This is a genomic window from Flavobacterium sp. GNP011 (genome assembly GCF_056428925.1).
This window is the reverse complement of record NZ_JBWJVJ010000009.1, coordinates 117064-138917: the sequence shown is the minus strand read 5'-3', so window position 1 is coordinate 138917 and position 21854 is coordinate 117064. Positions and strand designations below refer to the sequence as shown.

Here is a 21854-nt window from a genome sequence, read left to right as displayed (position 1 = left end):
TTTTTTTTTTTTTTTTTTTTTTTTTTTTTTTTTTTTTTTTTTTTTTTTTATTTTTCTAGGATATGTGCGTCGGCAAAAAGCCAATTGAGTTTTGAAATGTCTTGAGCTGAGATTTCGTTTTGCGTTTGTACGGCAAAAACGGTTTTACTTTGGTTTTCAAAGAAATGAATCATTGTTGTGTAGTTTGTTGTATTGCGATGCAAATTTAATCAATTTAGATTACAATTTAGTCAAAAAAAAAGCGGCAATTTGCCGCTTTTTGATTTAGTTGATTATTAACTTTTTAATGACTGAATCAGCATCAATACTTACACGAATTAAGTAAGTTCCTTTTGAAATATTGTCCACTGTAATTTCAGATGTAGTTCGGTTTTCTTCACTGTAAATCTTTTGTCCTGTAATAGAATAGATTTCGATAGCGTAGGGTTTGTTTGTATTATTAATGTAGAAAGTTCCTTGAGAGGGATTAGGATAAAGTATTACTTCATTAATATCTAAAGGTGCAACTGTTGTTGATTCTTTTGTAACTACGATTCTACTCCCTAAATTAGTACAAGTATCTGAAACAAATGAATCCCATTGTCCAACTTTGTTGAATGTAGTTGATGGTGATAAGACGGTAGTTTTGCGACGTATAGTTTCATCAATGGCAAAATTAGCAGTTCCACTATTAAAAGTTCCAATGATATCAATTAGAATTCCGTTTTTAAATAATCCAACAGCATCATTTCCGTTAAAAGCCATCTCGGTTGCTGCGGTAGATAAGTTTGCTGAACTAATAGGATAACAGCTAGAAGCCATTAAGCTGTTTACAATAGTATACTTTGTACCATTTGCTAGGGTTCCAGATAAAGTTAAACCTGTGCTCCACGCACCAGCTCCATTGGTTTGTCTCTTGATACTATAGATTGACAAATTTACTGATGTACCTGTTGCATTTGAAATCTCTAATGCTTTGTTGTTTGAAGAACCTTCAATGTATTCAGAGAAAAGTAAATCAGTTGCGGTGTTGTTCGAATTAGTTACCACAGTCACTGTATTACTCACACCAGAAAGATTTCCTGCTGCATCTTTTGCTCTTACAGTAAAAGCATAACTAGTAGCTGCAGTTAATCCTGTTACAGCTGTATTTAAGGTAGTAACTGTAGTTCTTAGTACGTTGTTTACATATACATTATATCCTGTAACACCAATGTTATCTGTTGCGGCTGACCAAGCTAGAGTAACAGAGGTAGTCGTTTTACTTGAAGAGATTAGATTTAATGGTGTACTAGGCGCAGTAGTATCTGTAGTTCCGCCGCCTGTAGTTCCACCCCAAATAGCAGCTACATAAGCTGGATTGTCAATAAAAGGATTTCTATTACCTTGTCGTGCATAAATAGCATTGTTTCTTTCAATTTCTCTTGAACTTACAGGATCATTAGCATGCCAAGAAAGAAGTACGTTTAAAAAAGCAGTTGTAAAAACTTGATTGCTACTTCCATTAAACATAGCGTAAGGATAACCAGCTACTGTGTTTTCATAACGAGTAGCAAAGTAAAAATACATTCTAGCAATATCTCCTTTGAAAGCCGCTGCAGGTTCAAAAACAGTTCCTGTAAATCCTGAAACAGCACTTGTTCCTAGTTTGCCGCCGTTTAAAGTTGTTGTTGAAGCTGTTGCTACGTTTCCGTGCGGAAAATTAGATCGTAAACCGTTTACTTTTCCATCAGTTGGTGGAATAAAATGGGCATCAGACACCATTGGTGCTGCTGAGTTAAATACTGATTGCGGAATCATGTGTTCTCTATTGTAGCAATCGCCCTCTACAGAGTAGGTACCACATTGTTTTGTTGTTACTGCAAAAGTATACGGATCAGGGCCGTTTTGATTTTCAGAATACAAGTCGAAAATGGTATTGTCATTTTCATTTTGATGATCTCTATCTGATGTGATATAAGTAGTCCACAATCCTGCATATCCTTGATCAGTATGACCTTTGATGATATTGTATAATTGAGTTTTTAAGGTGTAACCTGTTCCACTTGCAGTGTTGTAGTATCCGCTGGGTACTTGTGCTGATACAATTGGTAAGAATAATAGTAATAATGCAGTGTAAATGTGTTTCATAATTGCGTTTTAAAGTAGTTTGCTTTGTGTTTGTTTTAAATACCTTACAAGTTGTTTTTGAGGGTTTTAAAACGGTGCAAATTTATAGTTTTAAATAGCTTTAATGTTATGAAATTGTAAATAAAATTATCACTTTATCATATAATGTGATAAATATTTGTCAAAAGTAAATTCATTCTTACTTTTATGTATGGATTCAATATTTTTAAATTTAATTAAAATAGTTTAAGACTTTATACGAATTGAATTATAAAAGATATTTCTTATATACTTAATTTTAATAAAGATTTAGAAAACCGTATCAGAGATAAATAGGGAAAGAATTTATATAAAAGGGTATAAAAAAAGCGGCACCTAGTGCCGCTTTGAAATTTATTATATTTTTAAAACTAGTTTACAATTAGTTTTTTGGTAACTGATTTTGCGTTATTTGTTATTTTAACCAAGTAAACTCCATTTTGAAGATTGTTGATTATAGTAGAAGAACTGTTAGTGAAATCTTTTTCATATACTTTTAGTCCTATAATTGAAAACACTTGAACAGTATATTTTTCGTTTTCACTTGGGAAATTGATTTTTACAGTACCATTTGAAGGGTTTGGATAAAGAAGTATTCCATTCCTTTCAAAATCTTCGTTAGATAAGGTTGTTATTGTGTGAGCACCTATTCCATCACAAGTATTGCTTGCGAAAGAATCCCACTCTGCTGTTTTATCAAAAGTTGTATTGGGAGAAGTGATGCTTGGTTTTCTTCGTAGGGTAACATTTTCACCAAATTTTGCTGTACCACCATTTAAAGTTCCAATAATGTCAATTAAAACTCCATTTTTGAATAATCCCATAGGATCATCTCCATTAAATGACTCTTGCGCTGACGATAAATTAGCATTTGCTACCGTATAACATGTTGTTGCCATTTGTGGATCAACCAAAACAAATACAGCACCGGCATTTAATGTGCCTGTAAGATTAAGTCCAGTTGTCCATGCTCCAGCTCCGTTTGATTGTTTACGAATAGAATATCCAGTTAAATCAACTGCAGCTCCTGTAAAGTTAGCTATTTCTAATGCCTTATTAAAACTACTTCCTTCTACATATTCAGAAAAGAAAAGTTCTGTTGCACCTGATCCGCCTGTTGGTGTAGCTGAGGTTGTTTCGTTTATTGTTGCGCTTGCTACAGATGAGTTTCTCTCATCATCTCTTGCAATAACATAGAATGAATAATTTGTAGAAGCTAATAAACCTGTAACAGTAGCAGTAAGTGCAGTATGTGAGGATTTGAAAGTTCCATTTAAATATAAGTCATATCCAGTAACACCAACGTTATCTGTTGCAGCGTTCCATGTCAACGTAATTGTATTAGAAGTCGTATTGCTAACTGTTAAATTAGTAACGGTAGAAGGCGCTTGCGTATCTGCAGGCTCTGTGGTCCACACTGAAGCAACATAATCTGGGTTGTCAATATATGGATTTCGGTTGTTTTGACGTGCATAAATAGCATTGTTTCTCACAATTTCTCTTTCGCTTACCGGATCTTGATTGTGCCAAGCAATCAATTGAGTTAAAAAAGCAGCTGTAAAAACTTTTCCAGTTGAGTTATTAAACATTGGAAAATTATAACTTGCAACGGTGTTTTGATAGCGTGTAGCAAAATAAAAATACATTCTTGCAATATCTCCTTTAAATTCATCAATTGGTTCAAATACTTGTCCCGTATATCCTGCTATTGAACCAGTGCCTAGTTTGCTTCCATTCAATGTTGTTTGTGATGCAACTGTAACATTTGCATGAGGAAAATTTGAACGTATACCATTTACTTTTCCATCTGTCGGAGTAATAAAGTGTGCATCAGAAACCATAGGCGACTGGTCGTTGAAAACTGATTGTGGGATAATATGTTCTCTATTGTAGCAACTTCCTTCATTGCTAATATTACCACATCTTTGCCCAGCAGTGATCGCATAGTTATAAGGGTCAGTTCCCGCAGGATTTTCTGAGTACATGTCTAATACGGATCCATCTTTTTCAAAAAAATTATCCACATCAGATGTTTCATAGGTTACATATAAGTCTCCATATGATAATGTGGTATGTCCTTTTATAATGTTGTACAATTGTGTTTTGAGTGTGTATCCTGTTCCTGTAGCTGAGCTGTAGTATCCTGCCGGCGCTTGTGCAAATCCTAATGCACATAACATTACAAATAGTAAAGTGTAGTTTTGTTTCATAGTGTAAATAAAGTGGTATTTGTTTTTGATTTTGAAAATTTTGCCAAAACTACTATTTATTTTCTAAATATCGGGTTATGAAATGTTTATTTAAGTAGTTCTATAACGCGTCTCTTTAAGTATTGTTTTTAAGGTGTTAGTTTTCTGCTTTGGTAAGCGCCCAAATCCGGTTGAAGTGTTCTTGTCAGCCCCAGAATGTCTAACGGAACCAAGAAAGTCGCATTACCTTTGGCGAAAGCTGCCGAAGTATCGTCAATATTCAATTTGTTTTTTGATATGCTTAAAAATTTAGGGTCTTTATTGAGTAAAATAGCATTATAGTGAGCAGGATCTGAATCAAATAGATATAAAGGATTTGTACTTGCAGTGCTTGAGCGGTTATCAAACTTAATCAAGCAGTTGTTAAATTGGTATTCAAATGCAGCTGTAGTTTTTTTACTCAATGTCATTTCTGATGCATAGGAACCATAGATGATACAATTGTTGAATTTAGCTTCTGTAAGGTCTTTTGCCTCTGGTATGGCACCCGTAATAAAATTACTCAGTACCAATGCTTGTTGTTGTGAGCTATTCCAGTTGTTATTAAAACTACAGTGTGTGAAAGAATAGGATCCTCCGTATGTACAAGCTAGCACTGCTTTACCTGCAGCATTTATTACAATATTTTGACCCTTAATTTTTGCGGTCTGTGCTAAAATACCATAGTTGCTACTATTGTAAATTTGGGTGTTTTTAATTTGAACGGTTGAACCATCGTTGTTTTGTATCAACAGGCCTACACTAGCATTTTTAATTGTTAAGTTTTCGAAGGAATTATTGGTACTGCCACTACTTAGCCATACAGTACCCCATTGTCCAGGCACTTCAGCAAATGCGGGTTCTAGTCTATCGCCTTCAAAAACAACTTCGTTTTCCATTTTTGGAGTTATTGATTGTTTTCCTTTGACTTGAATAGATCCTTTATTGGCCACTACAATCCCTGAATTTGCATGAAAATAAACACGAGAGCCAGCTTCAAAAATGGCTGTCTTTTCTTTAGGTACTGCGGCGTAACCATAAATTACGTAGGGTTTTGTTTTGGTAAAAATCAATTCATTGCCATGTACAGGATCATTTTCGTTGAGGTAAAAACCATTTATTTTTTGGTCACCCACAGGAAGTGTTTCGGTTGTTCCATCAGCAAATCGTTCGGGATATAAAAAAATAGCATCTTGAACAAGCGTAACTAGTTCCACGTTTTGTTGATTGCTTCCACTGTCAAATTCAATTTGATCAGTATATAAAAACGTATCCGAACTGACATCAGTAATCGCTGCGGTAGTTTCTATGAATATAAATAAGCTGTCGCGCGCAAGTATGGGAACATTACTGAAAATTTTCCCATTATTTCCTTGTAAACCGTCTACTGTCATTCGGAATTTAGAATTCAAACCTTTACCGAGTTTTATGGTAGGGATTGAAATGTCATTTTTACTTCGGTTGTATACCTTTAGCATGTAGGTGCTTGAGCTGATATTTGAAAAAACAGTATCCAGATAAACGGTATCTTTTGAAAATTTTAAATCACCAGTACTTGCGATTGTTTCGAAGTCCGTTCGGCAAGAGCCCAAACTAATAAGGATTCCAGTAAAAAGTAAAAGTATTTTAAGACGCATGAACTAATTTTTTTTGTAAAAATAGCGAAAATCTATTTTCGAAATCAGAATAACGATTGGAATTCCTATTTTCTATCTCATCTTTTATTTATTTTTACGGTTTAAAAGCTAATAATATGACATTCGACAAAGAAAAAATACTGGAGTATTGCAATACCGTTTCAAAAAACACCTTGATGCAAACACTAAACATTGTGTACACTGATGCTGGTGAAGATTTCTTAGTAGCTACCATGTCAGTTAATGCTACTGTTCATCAACCTATGGGATTGTTACATGGAGGTGCATCTGTAGCATTAGCAGAAAGTGTAGGGAGTGCTGCATCTATGATTTATGTTAATTCGGATGTTAGCGAAGTACGCGGAATTGAAATATCAGCCAATCATCTTAAAGCCAAAAGAGAGGGAATTGTTACCGCAACAGCCCGAATCATTCACCGTGGTAAGAGCATTCACTTGTGGGAAATTAAAATTACGGATGAAAATAACGCTCTTATTTCACTTTGTAAATTGACAAATATGGTGCTTCCTAAACGTAAAACTACCGATAAGTAATGGAGGAAATGATCCAGAAAGTAAAAGGTCATTTGCTTGACAAGCTACCCTTTGTTTTGTACCGGAAACCCAATCAAAAAGAAATTACGGGTTATTTACAACAAGAGGATACTTTATTTTCTATTAATGATTTTACTGAAAAAGGATTCGTTATTTGTTCATTTGATGGATTAAATACGTACTATATCCCTGAAGAAAAAGCTGAAAAATTCCAATGGAAGTACCATCAATCTTTTATTCAAAAGGAAGAAAAAAGCCTTCCTTTTTTTGAAAGCAAAGATAAGGAAGTATTTATAAGCTTGGTTAGTAAAGGGGTTCAAGCTATTAATAATAAGGAGTTTGAAAAAGTAGTATTGTCTAGAAATGAAATTGTAGCTCTAGAAAATAAAAGTATATTTGAGATTTATGAATCCTTGGTATACAGTTACCCTACTGCTTTTGTCTATTGTTTTTATCATCCAAAAATAGGCACTTGGCTGGGTGCTACACCAGAATTACTTCTTAATATAAAAGAGGATGTTTTAAAAACCATTTCACTGGCAGGAACTCAAAAAAATGCTGGTACTCCAGCTGTTTATTGGCAAAACAAAGAAATTGAGGAACAGCAATTTGTGACTGATTTTATTGTTTCAAAATTAAAAAACGAGTTGGAAGGAGTTACAGTGTCTAAACCCTACAGTATTCAAGCGGGTTCTTTGTGGCATATCAGGACAGATATCTCAGGTAGAATTACACCTGAAACATCATTTAAAAAGTCAATTCAAGTCTTACATCCTACACCAGCTGTCTGTGGTTTACCAAAGGAAAGTGCTAAAAAATTTATTATTGAAAACGAAAATTACGATAGGGAATTTTATACGGGTTTTTTAGGTGAGTTGAATTGTGATGTGGATAGCGGTCAACAAAACGCTGATTTATATGTAAATCTGAGATGCATGCAAATTAAAGCTAATGAACTGGAAATGATAGATAAGCAAAGTATAAAACAAGTACATTTGTACATGGGTTGCGGTGTAACAAAAGACAGTATTCCTGAAAAAGAGTGGGAGGAAAGTGTTAATAAATCCATGACCATTAAAAAAGTATTGCAATCATTATCATAGAAAATTAATAATAACAAAAAAGTATGAAACTAGACATATTAGCTTTTGGCGCTCATCCAGATGATGTAGAGTTAGGGTGTGCAGGAACTATTTTAAAAGAGATCTCACTGGGTAAAAAAGTAGGTATTATTGATTTAACTCGTGGAGAGTTAGGTACGCGTGGCTCTGCAACCATTAGAGATCAAGAAGCGGCTGCTGCGGCAAAAATACTTGGCGTAACTGTACGAGAAAATTTGGGGATGCGTGATGGTTTTTTTGTAAATAACGAAACACACCAATTAGAGATTATAAAAATGATACGGAAATACAAACCTGAAATAGTGTTGTGTAATGCCGAAGACGACCGTCACATTGATCATGCTAAAGGAAGTAAATTGGTGTCGGATGCTTGTTTTTTATCTGGTTTAGTTAAAATTGAAACTAGTCTAGAAGGAGAGTTACAAACGGCTTGGCGCCCAAAACTGGTATATCATTACATTCAATGGAAAAATAGCATTCCGGATTTTGTGGTGGATATTACAGGTTTTACAGATTTAAAAGTTGCATCTATATTGGCATATAATTCTCAATTTTATGATCCTAATTCAACAGAACCAGAGTCGCCAATTTCAAGTAAAAACTTCTTAGAAAGTTTAAATTACCGTTCTAGGGATTTGGGTAGGATCACGGGCGTAGATCATGCTGAAGGTTTTACAGTAGAAAGATATTTGGCTGTCAATAGTTTAGGTGATTTGATCTAAAAAGGATATAAATTTTTTTAAAAAAGTTTTAAAAAACGTTTGCAAAAGTAAACTTTAGTTGTATCTTTGCCACCGCTAAGCAAATGGTGGTTGTAGCTCAGCTGGTTAGAGCATCGGTTTGTGGTACCGAGGGTCGCCGGTTCGAACCCGGTCATCCACCCAAAAAAGCAAAAGCCTCGAAGAAATTCGAGGCTTTTTTTGTATCTATAATTCAACTATATTTTGTGGGTTTTAGAAAGATTATAAAACCTATTTTTTTGATGTCTTGATGTTTTGAGTCGTTTCTTTTTCTAATGGCTTAAAACAGGAATTAAACAGCATTTAATTGAACTCAATAGTTTAGCAAAGCGATCAGTTTTATGTTTATAAACGGTTAGGATGTACGGTTTGTATTTCTAGATTGTTTTGGATTTTAAAAAAAAATACGCCTCAAAGTAATTCGAGGCGTATTTTTTTGCACAAGGGATAGTAGTGAAAATCCTCCCGATTTTTTTTCGGGAGATTGTAACGGATAGCCCGACCTTGCTGCAACGCTAGTGGAAGCAAGGATGTGCCCTAATTGCTATTATTTTTTATCTACTACGGGTCTGTTTTCACGATTTGCGAGTTCCCAGGCGGTTACAAATGCAAACTGTGCTCGTTTGGCTAGGGCATCGTACTCAATTTTGTCAGGACTGTCTGTAGGCTGATGATAATCAGCGTGTACACCGTTGAATAAGAAAACGGATGGGATACCAAATTTTGCAAAGTTGTAATGATCTGAACGCTCATAAAAATGGTTTGGATCTTTAGGGTCGTTGAAGGTGTAGTCTAGATCTAGCTTTGTGTATTTAGTATTTGCTGCGGTGCAAATGGCATCTAAGTCGCTTGATAAACGGTTTGCACCAATGACGTATACATAATTATTGCTTTTGGCATGCGCGTCATCACGACGTCCAATCATATCGATGTTGATATCTGTAATCGTATTTGCTATAGGAAACAAAGGATTTTCAGAGTAATAACGGGATCCATGCAAGCCGTGTTCTTCGCCTGTTACGTGCAGGAAGAGGATGGATCTTTTAGGACCGTGGCCGTCTTTTTTTGCTTTTTGAAAGGCTTGAGCAATTTCAAGTAATGCTACGGTTCCAGAACCATCATCATCGGCTCCATTGTAAATCTCGCCGTTTTTTGCGCCTACGTGATCGTAATGGGCTGATATAACCAAGACTTCATTTGGCTTTTCTGAACCTTCAATATAAGCCCAAATATTTTCAGAGTCTGGTAGGTTTTCATTGTATTGCGCGTTCAAGAAAGCAGCTGGAATTTTTTGATAATAATCACTAGCGGCTGTGGGAAATGGAATGCTGTTTTTTTTGTACTGATCAATTAGGTACGTACCTGCTTTTTTTTGGCCTGCTGATCCTGTTTCACGTCCTTCCATTTCATCAGAAGCAACAATGTATAGGTGTGTTTTTAATTCATCAGCAGTTATTGTTTTCATGTATTGCAAAGGATCTACCGGTGCTAGCGCAACTTTTTGACTGGTGCAACTTACAGTCATAGCGACCATAAGTATGGGTAGTAGGTTTTTTTTCATTTTTTATTTTTAATGTAAATTGATTAATGTATAAAGTGCAAATAAGGATATTATGAATGTTATGATGATAAAATTAATTAGAAATAACAGGCTGCTTTTTAGGAATGATTTCCGGCGTGTTTCCCCATAAAAACGATGGTGCGCTGGAAAAAAGTAGTAGACCATCCAGATGATTCCAATCCAGTTTAGTACATTTTCTATCAGGACTACAACGGTAGTTTGTGGCAGCGCAGCGGTACACTTGTTAAGCAGATATAGTATTAAAAAGAGTAGGAGCAGGAACGAAAAATAGTGTAGCGTAAAGATACCATGATCAAAGTAGTACCACTTTTTTTTATTGTGAAAAAGCCACAAGAAGAAAGCAAATAGTGGCATGATGATAAACAAAACTTTAGGAAGGTTGTGACCAAAAGAAGATAGAAATTTCTCGAATATTTCGTTAACCGTATTTTGTTCGGCTACTATTCGTAATTTTTTCATCAGCCAGTAATTTGGATCGGATAGTTTTTCGGAGGCAGGAGCCTGTTTTTGTATCGAGTCTAATTGTGCAACTGTAGGTAAATCTTTAAAGGAAACGTTGTTTATCGTTTTTGTTTTTTCATCTTGTAGGGTATCGGTTTTTTGTAATCCTTTTAGGTTGTTAAAAGTGGTATTAGGACTGCTATGGGATTCTTTTTCAAGAGCAAAAGTAGAGCTAATGGGTACCATTGCAATTACTAAAAAAGTGACAAAACTGATAAAAATATACAGACGAACAGGTGTTAAGTAAGAGAGTCGTTTTCCGGATACATACTCTTTTGATAATGCTGCAGGCTTGAGCAAAAGATTTTTTATGGTGCGCCAAAAAGTGTTGTCGTAATGTGTTAAATCTTCAAAAAAATGAAAGAAAAGATGGTGAAAGGTTTGTCTTGTTTCTATGTTTTCTTGACCGCAATTGGGGCAAAATTTGTTTTCGACCACAAATTTGCAATTAAGGCAGGTTTTGTCGTTTCGGATTTTACTTTTTGACATAAAAAAAACAGTATAAATAATAGACTTTTTGTTGAATTTTAATCTATAAAACTAACAAAAAAACCGAACTTATACTGTTTTTAAAAAATATATTTAAAAAATTATTTCAATACGTCTTTTAAGAAAACGTTCATTCGCTCCCAAGAACGCTTATCTGCTTTCTCATTGTAGGCAGCTCCTTTTGAATTATCATTGCCAGCTTCAGGATCTGAAAAGGCGTGAACGGAATCAGCATAGTAGATCATTTCCCAATCTGCTTTTGCAGTTCTCATTTCTTGCTGAAAAGCCGCTACTTCGGCAACTGGAACATAAGGGTCATCAGCACCATGAAGTATTAGGACTCTTGTTTTGATAGGAGTACTGGTTCTAGCAGCATCGCGACCTAAGCCACCGTGAAACGAAACCACACCTTGAAATTTCATGCCAGCTCTAGCAGCTTCAAGAACGCCTGTACCGCCAAAACAGTACCCTATAACAACAATATTATCAGGATTTGCACCTGCTTTTACTAATTGGTCTAGTGCTAACTGAATGCGTCTTTGATAATCGCCTACATTTTTTTTGTAAAAACCAGCTTGTTTTCCTGCTTCTTCAGTATTCTTAGGATAATTGCCTTCACCGTAAATATCAGCAACAAAGGCATAATAGCCCATTTTTGATAATTTTTCAGCAGATTGTTTGGCATGGGTATCAATACCTTTCCAAGCAGGTAGGATTAAAACTCCTGGTTTTGTTTTTGTTGCTTTTTGAGGTGCAACCGCAAGGCCATTTAGTTTTTGAGCACCATCAGTATACGCTACGGGCTTTAATTGAGTCTGAGCACCAGTGGAACTTAGTAGTACGCCAATAAGGGCTAAAAAGATGTTTTTCATAGTAGTGATTATTAAGGATTACAAATCTCTGATTTAATTATGCTAGTCTGCTTTATCTAATATCCTATTATCTGATATCAGTATTTTAAAATCTTATAGTAGTTAATGCAGGGCTTATTCCCCTGGATGATACGTTTTTTCAGCATGTTTCAATACGTCTTCTTTGTAAAACAAAACATCCTTGAATTGTCCCTCTTGATATCGTTTGGCTTGATCAAAAAAATGTTTTGAGCTAGGATTGCCGCTATTTCCTCCCGCAAGTAATGATTTTGCTTTTATTTTTGTGCCAAATTCGACCGCACATACAAAACTATTGCCGTTGCTACCGTAGCGTTTTTGGGTATTTTTTTGATAACTACTTTTGAATGCTGGTAAGCTTCCCCAAACTGCTGGTCCAAAACCAATAGGCAAACTTTCTTGCTCATCATCATATTCTAATGCTATAGCGCCAGAGGTTCTTTGAAAACGATTGATCTGTCCCCAAGGGATTTCCCAAGAACCAAATTTAGTTTTTAATTCATTAAGAACCTTTTGTAATGGCGGTAGCAAATCATTTGGTTGTGCATTTTTCAAAAATTGAGTAGTATTTTGTACCTGATCTAATTCGCCTTCGTTAGTATATACTTTTTGAATTATAGGTTCTAATTGATAACCCCATTCTACGGCAAGTGTTGTTGCTACTGAATTTTCATGAGCATAAAAATCCCAATTTTTCAAAACAGTTATGGGTGCAATGAGTTCATCATAAAGTGGTGTATTGGTTTTGATGTTCTTTTCAAAACTGGAAATCAATGCTGGTATCAAAAATTCGAATACGGTTAATTTAGTGTCATAACCATCTGCAATTACACGGTCTAAAGTATACTTATTTCCTTTGCTTAACAATCGTACGGCATTAAGTCCTCTAAAATTTTCACCATCAGGCGCCATATAAGGTGGGAAACTTTCGAGTTTTGGACTGTTTTTACCAGCAACAGTAAAAGGTGTAGAGTTGCAGTTTTGCAACCAGCCGTTTTCAGGATTGTAAGAATGTACAATTTCTGAAACCTCGTGCAGTCCTTTCCATTGTGTTGCGTTTGTTGTTCCGTCTACAACTTTTGACCAATTCAATTTAGGATCTCTTATTGGTACAAAATTACCATGCCAGTAGGCTATATTTCCTTCTTTGTCGGCATAGACCGTATTGTTCGAAGTGTTGGCTTTTATATCCATTGCCTTTTTATAGTCAACAAAACTTTTGGATTTAGTTCGAATCCAACTTTGTTCTAAACTTTTTACAGAGCGATTGAATGATTTCAAGCTGATCCATTTTCCGTCTCTTTTAGCCATGATTGGGCCGTTATTGGTGAAATAGGAGGTAAATGTTTTAGGAATTAATTTTCCGTTTTCAAGGTACTTGATGGTTATTTTTTTTTCGACAACGGGTAGGAGTTGGGTGTCGTATTCATAAAACAGTTTCTTATTTTTGGTCACGATATTTTCGGCATACAAATCGGCTACATCCACATTTGAAGAAGTGTGCATCCAACCGCAATTTTCATTAAACCCCTGGTAAATAAAAAATTGTCCCCACGTAACCGCACCATAGGCCTGCAAACCTTCGTCACTACTAATCTGTATTTCGGGTCTAAAGTAAAAGGTAGTATGCGGATTAATGTATAAAATGGCATTTCCAGCTGCTGTTTTTGAGGGTGCAATAGCAAAGCCGTTGGATCCTGTTTGCACATTAATTTCACGTTCTACGTATGCTATTTTGTCACCTGCAGATCCGTAAAAAGATTTAAGTTCACTTGTAGTAAGTCCTGCCGTGCTAATTGCTCCAATGCTCCCATCAGTCCAAAGTAAAGGAAACCATGGCTCAAAATGGTTTAATAAAGCCGGTTGTACTTCGGGGTGTTTGTATAGGTAGAAGTTGATCCCGTCAGCATAACTGTTGAGTAATTTTTGTAACCAAGGTGCCGCTTTTTTATAGTCAGCTTTTGCTTCATCAATGTCTATGAGTAATTTGATTTCTAAATCGTTGTATAGAAATTCTTGTCCTTTTACTTCGGAAAGTCGTCCTAATTTTTCGATGTAATTCATCTCTACACGTTTAAAATCATCTTCACATTGGGCATACAACATTCCAAAAACGGCGTCGGCATCAGTCTTGCCATATACGTGCGCAATTCCCCAATTGTCTCTAATGATAGTTACTTGTTGCGATTGCTTTTGGAGTCGTGCTAGTTCTGACGTAGTCATTTTTTGAGCAAAAAGAACACTTGAAACTAAAAAGCATACTGCAACTGTACTGAAAATCTTGAAATAATTCATTTTTTTTATTTTTAAAGACTTACATTTCGTTTGAATGCGCAACCCAATTCAATTATAGAATCTGTCTTGGCAATTCCTGGTATTGTATCAATTTTTTCATAGAGTACTCGTCGCATGTGCTCGTGATCTTTTGCAATGATTTTGATGTATAATGTGAAAGAGCCTGTAATATAGTAGCACTCTGTAATTTCGGGAATTTTTTTGAGTTCTTCAATAATACGATCTGAATCTTGGTCCTTGTTTAAGGTAATACCAGTAAAGGACCCCCAGTCATACCCAATTTTCTTTTCGTTAATGATAGGTTTTATCCCCGTTATGATTCCATGATCAATCAACCTATTAATGCGCTGATGTACCATTGTATTTGATATTTTCAAAGTAGTAGCTATGGCAGAGTAGGCCATGCGTCCGTCTTTTTCTAGTTCTTTAATAATATTGATATCAAATTCGTCTAATATATCCATGTTGTTAAAATTACAATTGATGCAGTTGTTGTGTTATAAAAGTACTTCTTTTTATTGACTTCAAAAAAAGCTTAAAATTGATTTCTAGTACTTCAGAAATGACTTAATTTTGGTCTAAATTAAATAAATATTTACTATTAGTAGCTTTTTTAAAGTCAAAAATTTTAATTTCGTTGGTAAATTAAAAAATAATGCTAGTTTTGTACTCTTAAAATGTAAATCCTTAACATCATGGCACATACAGAACAAAAACTTTCATCAAAATCTGAATCTTTAATTGCTAAAGAAAATCAATATGGAGCACACAATTACCATCCTTTACCAGTAGTTTTAGAAAGAGGCGAAGGCGTTCATGTTTGGGATGTTGATGGTAAACAATATTATGATTTTTTATCTGCTTATTCAGCGGTGAATCAGGGTCATTGTCATCCAAAAATTGTAGGAGCAATGGTAAAACAAGCACAAACGCTAACGTTGACTTCACGTGCTTTTCATAACGATCAATTGGGTCCTTTTGAAGAATATGTAACAAGATATTTTGGTTTTGATAAAGTATTACCAATGAATACTGGTGCCGAGGCGGTTGAAACAGCTGTGAAACTGTGTAGAAAATGGGCCTATGAAGTAAAAGGAATTCCGGAAAATCAAGCACAAATCATTGTTTGCGAAAATAATTTTCATGGTCGTACCACTACAATTGTATCGTTTTCTAATGATGAAAATGCACGTAAAAGCTTCGGACCTTTTACCGCTGGATTCATCAAAATTCCTTATGATGATGTTGATGCCTTAGAAGCTGTCTTGAAATCAACAACAACTATTGCTGGATTTCTTGTGGAGCCTATTCAAGGTGAGGCTGGAGTTTATGTTCCAAGTGAAGGGTATTTGGCGAAAGCCAAAGCTTTATGTGCAGCACACAATGTTTTGTTTATTGCTGATGAAGTACAAACAGGAATAGCACGTACAGGAAGATTACTGGCTACTTGCGGTAATTGTGATTGTAAAAAAGGTTGCGAAAATACGCCAGAAGTAAAACCAGATATATTAATTTTAGGAAAAGCAATTTCAGGTGGGGTTTATCCAGTTTCGGCAGTTTTGGCAAATGATGTCATTATGAACGTGATTCAACCAGGACAGCACGGGTCTACTTTTGGAGGAAATCCTATTGCTGCAGCGGTTGCCATTGCGGCACTTGAAGTTGTAAAAGATGAAAATTTAGCGCAAAATGCGGCTTATCTTGGTGAAGTTTTAAGAAATGGATTAAATGAAATTGCTGCAAGAAATCCTATCATTACCTTAGTGCGAGGAAAAGGACTATTGAATGCGATTGTTGTAAATTGTGACGAGGAGTCTGATCTTGCCTGGAATATTTGCATGAAGTTTAGTGAATATGGTTTATTGGCTAAGCCTACACATGGAAATAAAATTCGTTTTGCACCACCATTAGTGATTACAGAAACACAAATTCACGAATGCTTAGCGATTATCGAACGAGCATTAAATGATTTTAGATAACACGCAAAAGCATGGGAAAAACAATAAAATTAATAAAGAACAGATCAGATATAGGTGCCGGAACGCGCGGGTCTGATTTAGGTATTGATGCCATAGAAATTGCTGCTATAAATCAAAACAGTGATTATTTCAACCGATTTCTGTTTGAAGATGTTAAAACTCACAATGAAACCATATATGATAAAGACCGTAGCTCTAGTGCCAAGCGAATTGAACATGTTTTAGAACAGTGTATTAGAGTGAACAATGTGGTAAAACAAAGTATTGATGAAAATTACTTTCCAATTGTTTTGTCAGGAGATCACTCTTCAGCTTTGGGAACATTAAGCGGAATAAAAGCGGCTTTTCCAGAGCAAAATATAGGAGTTTTTTGGATTGATGCACATGCGGATTTGCATTCACCTTATACATCACCTTCTGGAAATATTCACGGAATGCCTTTGTCAGCGGCACTTGGAGATGATAATTTGAGTTGTCAAAATAACGAAGTAACTCCAGAAACGCATCAGGACTGGGAGGAAATGAAAAACATTGGTCATCCAGGTCCAAAAGTTCTACCTGAAAATCTAATCTATTTTGGAGTTCGTGATACGGAGGAAGAGGAGGACAAACAAATCGATAAATTAAAAATCAAGAATTATAAAGTTGATGAAGTCAGGTTTCGAGGTTTGCAAACTTGCGTTACTGAGGCTTTAGCAAAAGTAGCTCATTGCGATGTTTTGTATATTTCTTTTGATGTAGATTCTATGGATTGTGATATGATTTCTTATGGTACAGGTACGCCAGTTGCTAAAGGATTTGATCAGTACGAAATAATCGCAATCATAAATCAAATCATCCAAACTAAGAAAGTGGTTTGTATCGAATTTGTTGAGGTCAACCCTTTATTGGATACAAAAGGAAATAAAATGGCCGAAACTGCTTTTGAAGTTTTAGAAGCAATTACTCCAAATTTAATGAACGTAAATCTATAGATCAATAATAATAGATTTTAAGTATCTTATTTAAAATGGGATGCTTATCGTTTTTTCTACATGATATAAAAGGCTTGATTTCAAATTGTATTGAAGTCAAGCCTTTTTTTTAATTGTTATTTTCGAAATTATTTGACAAATCTAATAATTTCGAAAATAAAATTTCTAAATTATATGTGAGTACTCAATCGTAAATTACATTAATCTTTTCCTAGAGGTTACTCGACGATTTTATTCTTGAAAAAACATAAAACAATTCGGTTGCAATTTGTAAACTACGTTCCTCATATTTTTCTTCTTGTTGTGGTGTTTGATCAAATGCTTTAGGATCTTCATAAGTAATCGGAATTCGTTTTTCAGCACCAGCAATAAAAGGGCAGTCGCCATCTGCTTGGGAACAAGTCATAATGGCTGCAAATTCGCTTATTGGATTAAAGTCGGCATCATAAGTTTTAGAAAAACCAATGATTGGATGTTCATTTTTCCCATATTTTATAGCATAAATAGGATTGTTACCATCTGCAATTTTTTTAACTTCAAAACCAGATTTCTCTAATGTTTTGGTTACCATTGGGAATAAAGCCGTTGCTTCAGTGCCACCAGAATAGCAATTTATATTTTGTATCTTAAAATGTGCTGCAGAAGTTTGCGCCCAAACCTGTGATAAATGGCTTCTTCTGGAATTATGAGTGCAAATAAAGTTTAGCCTAATTTCTTGGTGATTACTAACTTTTGTCTGAATATAATCAATAAGTGGCTGCAAAACATTTTTTCGATCAGTCAAAATGGTTTCGAAATCAAAAGCACGTATTACTTTTTCTAGCTCTGGGAATAGGATGGTTTTAATGGGTTCCATTTTACAGTTTTAAATTTAGCAACAACCTCCGCCTGGAGAACAGCTATTGGTTTGACTTTGAATCTCAGATAATTTTACTTTTTGTTTGTTCTCAGGAATTCCACATTGATCTTCAGCCAAACAAGCCGTTAATTTGTTTACTAATGTAAAAGCAGTTCCGTTAAAACCCATATCGTATTTCCCTATAGTTTCAGCTTGATATTCTACTTCCACTTCATAATCTTGGATTCCGAGAACCTTTTCCGAAAGGGTGATGATATCCAAAAGTTTTTTTGGTTTTAAACGGTGTTCAAAGTCATTGGCATCCCATAATTGAAAGTTAACAACGGTTTCATTTCGAAGCTTCCCGCCGCAATCAATAAATTTCTTAGTAATCAAACCTACTTCGGTTACATGAAAATGTTCTGGAACATAAGTACCGTTTGGTAATACAAAAGCAACATTTTCTAACGTGCTTAACTCATTTTTTACTTCTGATAATTTCATTTTTCTAATAATTAAATTAACAACATTGATTTTTCTTATTTTCTAAATAGGTATTGATGTGATCAAAAAAACTTTTGATAGGATTAAACCCTTCTTCATTGAGACAATAGCAAATCGCATTTCCTTCAATGTTACCTTTTATAAGTCCAGCATTTTTGAGTTCTTTTAAATGTTGCGAAACCGTAGGTTGGGCCAGAGGGAGTTCATTTACAATGTCACCACATATACAGCTATTCACTTTTAGAAGATGTTGTACAATAGCAATTCTCGCAGGATGCCCTAAGGCTTTCGCCAATGTTGCTAATTCGTTTTGTTCGTCTGTAAAATGTTCTGACTTGGTAATACCCATGGCTATATATTTATATTGCAATATTACGATAATAATAAATACGAAACTTCAGAATCATTAGTTTTATTTCCAAATAGCCAATTTTATTTAGGGCGTTCCCCTTTTTGTAATCCCTTCCGCAGTAGCTTCAGGAATTGCAAAAGGGTCGGGCTCTTCGCTGCAAGTCCTCGTTCCTTCCTTTAGGTCGTCACTGTGGGCTTTCCGCTGCTATCCCTAACGCGGTTTGTGAATGTAGAGGACGTTTTTCTTGGATAAGTATGAAAACTACCTATATATTATAATTGTTTATCATGGTATAGGTAGTAGCTACATATAATGTCGTTTGATGTTAATGTTGTTATCGTAGTAAATGGTAGTATCTATATATAATGGTATATGATTTTATAATTGTTACTATAGTAAACGGTGGTGTCTACATATAATAGTATTTGATGTTGTAGTAATAAATAGTACTACCTATATATAATAGAGGTCGTTGTATGTAGAATGTAATGAAATCCCCATCAATGCTATGATTTCACAGTAAAACTATCTTAATTCAAAATAACTTAAAAAAAGTTTAGGTTTTAAGAGTCGTTTAATCAGTACTTTAGTTTAAAAGTTAAGAAAAGATTAAAAAAAGGCGAATAAAAAGCTTGTAAAAGCGAATAAAGGTTGTAGTTTTGCACCCGCAATGACGCAGACGTTCTTTAAAATACTGGCAAGAAAAACGAAGTGATTAGGGATTTACTCTTTAAAAAAAAACTTTAAAAAAAGCTTGTGAGATTTAAAAATGAAAGTTATCTTTGCACCCCGCAAAACAACGGAAGTTCCTTGAAAGATTGATAAGAAATAGAGAAGTAAACGAGGTAAAAATTATCTCAAAAAAACTTCAATTTTTTCTTGCCAGTTAAAAAAAGAATAGCTACTTTTGCACCCGCTTTGAGAAACAAACGAAAGGCGAAAAAATAGTAAGAATACGTTCCTAGACATATTGAATTGACAGCCGTTTTGTTCGCAAGAACAGAACATAAAGAATAAGAGTAATAGAATCGGAAGATTTGAAAAAACCACTAGAACTGAGTCGAATAACAATAGTTCGCCACGGCGAACAAACAATATACGATGAAGAGTTTGATCCTGGCTCAGGATGAACGCTAGCGGCAGGCTTAACACATGCAAGTCGAGGGGTATAGGTTTTCGGACCTAGAGACCGGCGCACGGGTGCGTAACGCGTATGCAATCTACCTTTCACAGAGGGATAGCCCAGAGAAATTTGGATTAATACCTCATAGTATAGCAGTTTCGCATGAAACCACTATTAAAGTCACAACGGTGAAAGATGAGCATGCGTCCCATTAGCTAGTTGGTAAGGTAACGGCTTACCAAGGCAACGATGGGTAGGGGTCCTGAGAGGGAGATCCCCCACACTGGTACTGAGACACGGACCAGACTCCTACGGGAGGCAGCAGTGAGGAATATTGGACAATGGGCGCAAGCCTGATCCAGCCATGCCGCGTGCAGGATGACGGTCCTATGGATTGTAAACTGCTTTTGTACAGGAAGAAACACCTCTACGTGTAGAGACTTGACGGTACTGTAAGAATAAGGATCGGCTAACTCCGTGCCAGCAGCCGCGGTAATACGGAGGATCCAAGCGTTATCCGGAATCATTGGGTTTAAAGGGTCCGTAGGCGGTCAGATAAGTCAGTGGTGAAAGCCCATCGCTCAACGGTGGAACGGCCATTGATACTGTCTGACTTGAATTATTAGGAAGTAACTAGAATATGTAGTGTAGCGGTGAAATGCTTAGAGATTACATGGAATACCAATTGCGAAGGCAGGTTACTACTAATGGATTGACGCTGATGGACGAAAGCGTGGGTAGCGAACAGGATTAGATACCCTGGTAGTCCACGCCGTAAACGATGGATACTAGCTGTTGGGCGCAAGTTCAGTGGCTAAGCGAAAGTGATAAGTATCCCACCTGGGGAGTACGTTCGCAAGAATGAAACTCAAAGGAATTGACGGGGGCCCGCACAAGCGGTGGAGCATGTGGTTTAATTCGATGATACGCGAGGAACCTTACCAAGGCTTAAATGTAGATTGACCGGTTTGGAAACAGACTTTTCGCAAGACAATTTACAAGGTGCTGCATGGTTGTCGTCAGCTCGTGCCGTGAGGTGTCAGGTTAAGTCCTATAACGAGCGCAACCCCTGTTGTTAGTTGCCAGCGAGTCAAGTCGGGAACTCTAACAAGACTGCCAGTGCAAACTGTGAGGAAGGTGGGGATGACGTCAAATCATCACGGCCCTTACGCCTTGGGCTACACACGTGCTACAATGGCCGGTACAGAGAGCAGCCACTGGGCGACCAGGAGCGAATCTATAAAACCGGTCACAGTTCGGATCGGAGTCTGCAACTCGACTCCGTGAAGCTGGAATCGCTAGTAATCGGATATCAGCCATGATCCGGTGAATACGTTCCCGGGCCTTGTACACACCGCCCGTCAAGCCATGGAAGCTGGGGGTGCCTGAAGTCGGTGACCGCAAGGAGCTGCCTAGGGTAAAACTGGTAACTAGGGCTAAGTCGTAACAAGGTAGCCGTACCGGAAGGTGCGGCTGGAACACCTCCTTTCTAGAGCCTTAGTGTTAGTAGTAATACACGCTAGGGAAAGAAGACGAAAGTTCAAGTTGGAAACAGATACCAACATTTTATTACTCTTGCTGTTAATTTAAAAAAAAAGAATAAAAATTTAAGAATAAGAGTGTCTCGTAGCTCAGCTGGTTAGAGTACTACACTGATAATGTAGGGGTCGACAGTTCGAGTCTGTCCGAGACAACTATTTAGACTTAAATAAGGAAATTTTAGAAGAAGAGTGAAATCACGTTAAAGTGAGCACGTTATCCAACTGCGAACTGCGACTGATAACTGCCAACTAAAAACGGGGGATTAGCTCAGCTGGCTAGAGCGCCTGCCTTGCACGCAGGAGGTCAACGGTTCGACTCCGTTATTCTCCACAAATTTAGTCGAAAGACTAAAGTCTGAAAGTCAAAAGTATGACTTTA

At 36.1% G+C, this 21854-nt stretch carries 17 protein-coding genes, 3 tRNA genes and 1 rRNA gene; 9 read left to right on the top strand and 12 right to left on the bottom strand.

Translation table 11 applies throughout. From position 1 onward, the window contains the following. Positions 1–47: 47 nt before the first annotated feature. The 4 genes from AC061E_RS09985 to AC061E_RS09970 all read right to left on the bottom strand — a co-directional run bounded on the left by AC061E_RS09985 (position 48) and on the right by AC061E_RS09970 (position 5992). Positions 48–173, bottom strand: a complete 126-nt coding sequence (locus tag AC061E_RS09985) for a hypothetical protein (protein ID WP_478286108.1) — start codon at positions 171–173, stop codon at positions 48–50. Between the two features lie 91 nt (positions 174–264). After that, complete coding sequence (locus tag AC061E_RS09980; protein WP_478286102.1) at positions 265–2109, bottom strand: endonuclease; 1845 nt, start codon at positions 2107–2109, stop codon at positions 265–267. A gap of 389 nt (positions 2110–2498) precedes the next feature. After that, on the bottom strand, positions 2499–4337 hold the full coding sequence (locus AC061E_RS09975; protein ID WP_478286101.1) for an endonuclease: 1839 nt from the start codon (positions 4335–4337) through the stop codon (positions 2499–2501). A gap of 128 nt (positions 4338–4465) precedes the next feature. Continuing rightward, positions 4466–5992 carry a hypothetical protein gene (locus AC061E_RS09970; RefSeq protein WP_478286100.1) on the bottom strand — a complete coding sequence of 509 codons (1527 nt, stop codon included), beginning with the start codon at positions 5990–5992 and terminating at the stop codon, positions 4466–4468. Between the two features lie 116 nt (positions 5993–6108). On the opposite strand from AC061E_RS09970, the gene AC061E_RS09965 reads away from it, so the two are divergent. From AC061E_RS09965 to AC061E_RS09950, 4 genes are all read left to right on the top strand, one after another. Next, entirely contained in the window at positions 6109–6546 is a 438-nt protein-coding gene (locus AC061E_RS09965) for a PaaI family thioesterase (RefSeq protein WP_478286099.1), read from the top strand. An 8-nt stretch (positions 6547–6554) separates the two neighbouring features. Beyond that, positions 6555–7649 (top strand): chorismate-binding protein, encoded by a 1095-nt coding sequence (locus AC061E_RS09960; protein WP_478286098.1) that lies wholly within the window; start codon positions 6555–6557, stop codon positions 7647–7649. A gap of 23 nt (positions 7650–7672) precedes the next feature. Further along, entirely contained in the window at positions 7673–8389 is a 717-nt protein-coding gene (bshB1, locus tag AC061E_RS09955; RefSeq protein WP_478286097.1) for a bacillithiol biosynthesis deacetylase BshB1, read from the top strand. An 86-nt stretch (positions 8390–8475) separates the two neighbouring features. After that, a tRNA-His gene (locus tag AC061E_RS09950) sits at positions 8476–8549 on the top strand. Between the two features lie 405 nt (positions 8550–8954). Here the strand turns inward: AC061E_RS09950 and AC061E_RS09945 are convergent. The 5 genes from AC061E_RS09945 to AC061E_RS09925 form a co-directional block, all read right to left on the bottom strand. After that, positions 8955–9968 carry a M28 family peptidase gene (locus tag AC061E_RS09945; protein ID WP_478286096.1) on the bottom strand — a complete coding sequence of 338 codons (1014 nt, stop codon included), beginning with the start codon at positions 9966–9968 and terminating at the stop codon, positions 8955–8957. Positions 9969–9977: 9 nt separating this feature from the next. After that, the gene (locus AC061E_RS09940; protein WP_478286095.1) at positions 9978–10979 is read right to left on the bottom strand and encodes a DUF3667 domain-containing protein; all 1002 of its coding nucleotides are present in this window, start codon (positions 10977–10979) and stop codon (positions 9978–9980) included. 101 nt (positions 10980–11080) lie between these two features. Continuing rightward, the gene (locus tag AC061E_RS09935) at positions 11081–11851 is read right to left on the bottom strand and encodes a dienelactone hydrolase family protein (protein WP_478286094.1); all 771 of its coding nucleotides are present in this window, start codon (positions 11849–11851) and stop codon (positions 11081–11083) included. 114 nt (positions 11852–11965) lie between these two features. Beyond that, positions 11966–14164: a penicillin acylase family protein gene (locus tag AC061E_RS09930; RefSeq protein WP_478286093.1), complete on the bottom strand. Its 2199-nt coding sequence runs from the start codon at positions 14162–14164 to the stop codon at positions 11966–11968. Positions 14165–14175: 11 nt separating this feature from the next. Then, positions 14176–14628 (bottom strand): Lrp/AsnC family transcriptional regulator, encoded by a 453-nt coding sequence (locus AC061E_RS09925; protein WP_158730007.1) that lies wholly within the window; start codon positions 14626–14628, stop codon positions 14176–14178. A 231-nt stretch (positions 14629–14859) separates the two neighbouring features. Here AC061E_RS09925 and rocD point away from each other — a divergent pair, with 231 nt between their 5' ends. Then, on the top strand, positions 14860–16143 hold the full coding sequence (rocD, locus tag AC061E_RS09920; RefSeq protein WP_478286092.1) for an ornithine--oxo-acid transaminase: 1284 nt from the start codon (positions 14860–14862) through the stop codon (positions 16141–16143). Positions 16144–16154: 11 nt separating this feature from the next. Continuing rightward, complete coding sequence (locus tag AC061E_RS09915; RefSeq protein ID WP_478286091.1) at positions 16155–17117, top strand: arginase; 963 nt, start codon at positions 16155–16157, stop codon at positions 17115–17117. 211 nt (positions 17118–17328) lie between these two features. Here AC061E_RS09915 and AC061E_RS09910 read toward each other — a convergent pair whose 3' ends face one another. From AC061E_RS09910 to AC061E_RS09900, 3 genes are read right to left on the bottom strand one after another with little or no spacing between them, the layout of a single operon-like run. Then, entirely contained in the window at positions 17329–17973 is a 645-nt protein-coding gene (locus tag AC061E_RS09910) for an arsenate-mycothiol transferase ArsC (protein WP_478286090.1), read from the bottom strand. A 15-nt stretch (positions 17974–17988) separates the two neighbouring features. Beyond that, positions 17989–18459 (bottom strand): DUF6428 family protein, encoded by a 471-nt coding sequence (locus AC061E_RS09905; protein ID WP_478286089.1) that lies wholly within the window; start codon positions 18457–18459, stop codon positions 17989–17991. 16 nt (positions 18460–18475) lie between these two features. Continuing rightward, positions 18476–18808 (bottom strand): ArsR/SmtB family transcription factor, encoded by a 333-nt coding sequence (locus AC061E_RS09900; RefSeq protein WP_314839663.1) that lies wholly within the window; start codon positions 18806–18808, stop codon positions 18476–18478. Positions 18809–19909: 1101 nt separating this feature from the next. Between AC061E_RS09900 and AC061E_RS09895 the strand changes: the two genes are divergently transcribed. The 3 genes from AC061E_RS09895 to AC061E_RS09885 all read left to right on the top strand — a co-directional run bounded on the left by AC061E_RS09895 (position 19910) and on the right by AC061E_RS09885 (position 21806). Next, a 16S ribosomal RNA gene (locus AC061E_RS09895) occupies positions 19910–21423 on the top strand. Positions 21424–21554: 131 nt separating this feature from the next. Next, a tRNA-Ile gene (locus AC061E_RS09890) sits at positions 21555–21628 on the top strand. A gap of 104 nt (positions 21629–21732) precedes the next feature. Then, positions 21733–21806, top strand: a tRNA-Ala gene (locus AC061E_RS09885). Positions 21807–21854 lie beyond the last annotated feature (48 nt).

Excerpts from the sequence above, each read along its gene's own strand:
- rocD (WP_478286092.1), top strand. The coding sequence starts at position 14,860 with ATGGCACATACAGAACAAAAACTTTCATCAAAATCTGAATCTTTAATT.
- AC061E_RS09925 (WP_158730007.1), bottom strand. The coding sequence starts at position 14,628 with ATGGATATATTAGACGAATTTGATATCAATATTATTAAAGAACTAGAA.
- AC061E_RS09960 (WP_478286098.1), top strand. The coding sequence starts at position 6,555 with ATGATCCAGAAAGTAAAAGGTCATTTGCTTGACAAGCTACCCTTTGTT.
- AC061E_RS09905 (WP_478286089.1), bottom strand. The coding sequence starts at position 18,459 with ATGAAATTATCAGAAGTAAAAAATGAGTTAAGCACGTTAGAAAATGTT.
- AC061E_RS09910 (WP_478286090.1), bottom strand. The coding sequence starts at position 17,973 with ATGGAACCCATTAAAACCATCCTATTCCCAGAGCTAGAAAAAGTAATA.
- AC061E_RS09975 (WP_478286101.1), bottom strand. The coding sequence starts at position 4,337 with ATGAAACAAAACTACACTTTACTATTTGTAATGTTATGTGCATTAGGA.
- AC061E_RS09985 (WP_478286108.1), bottom strand. The coding sequence starts at position 173 with ATGATTCATTTCTTTGAAAACCAAAGTAAAACCGTTTTTGCCGTACAA.
- AC061E_RS09980 (WP_478286102.1), bottom strand. The coding sequence starts at position 2,109 with ATGAAACACATTTACACTGCATTATTACTATTATTCTTACCAATTGTA.
- AC061E_RS09945 (WP_478286096.1), bottom strand. The coding sequence starts at position 9,968 with ATGAAAAAAAACCTACTACCCATACTTATGGTCGCTATGACTGTAAGT.
- bshB1 (WP_478286097.1), top strand. The coding sequence starts at position 7,673 with ATGAAACTAGACATATTAGCTTTTGGCGCTCATCCAGATGATGTAGAG.
- AC061E_RS09970 (WP_478286100.1), bottom strand. The coding sequence starts at position 5,992 with ATGCGTCTTAAAATACTTTTACTTTTTACTGGAATCCTTATTAGTTTG.
- AC061E_RS09915 (WP_478286091.1), top strand. The coding sequence starts at position 16,155 with ATGGGAAAAACAATAAAATTAATAAAGAACAGATCAGATATAGGTGCC.
- AC061E_RS09935 (WP_478286094.1), bottom strand. The coding sequence starts at position 11,851 with ATGAAAAACATCTTTTTAGCCCTTATTGGCGTACTACTAAGTTCCACT.
- AC061E_RS09930 (WP_478286093.1), bottom strand. The coding sequence starts at position 14,164 with ATGAATTATTTCAAGATTTTCAGTACAGTTGCAGTATGCTTTTTAGTT.
- AC061E_RS09940 (WP_478286095.1), bottom strand. The coding sequence starts at position 10,979 with ATGTCAAAAAGTAAAATCCGAAACGACAAAACCTGCCTTAATTGCAAA.
- AC061E_RS09965 (WP_478286099.1), top strand. The coding sequence starts at position 6,109 with ATGACATTCGACAAAGAAAAAATACTGGAGTATTGCAATACCGTTTCA.
- AC061E_RS09900 (WP_314839663.1), bottom strand. The coding sequence starts at position 18,808 with ATGGGTATTACCAAGTCAGAACATTTTACAGACGAACAAAACGAATTA.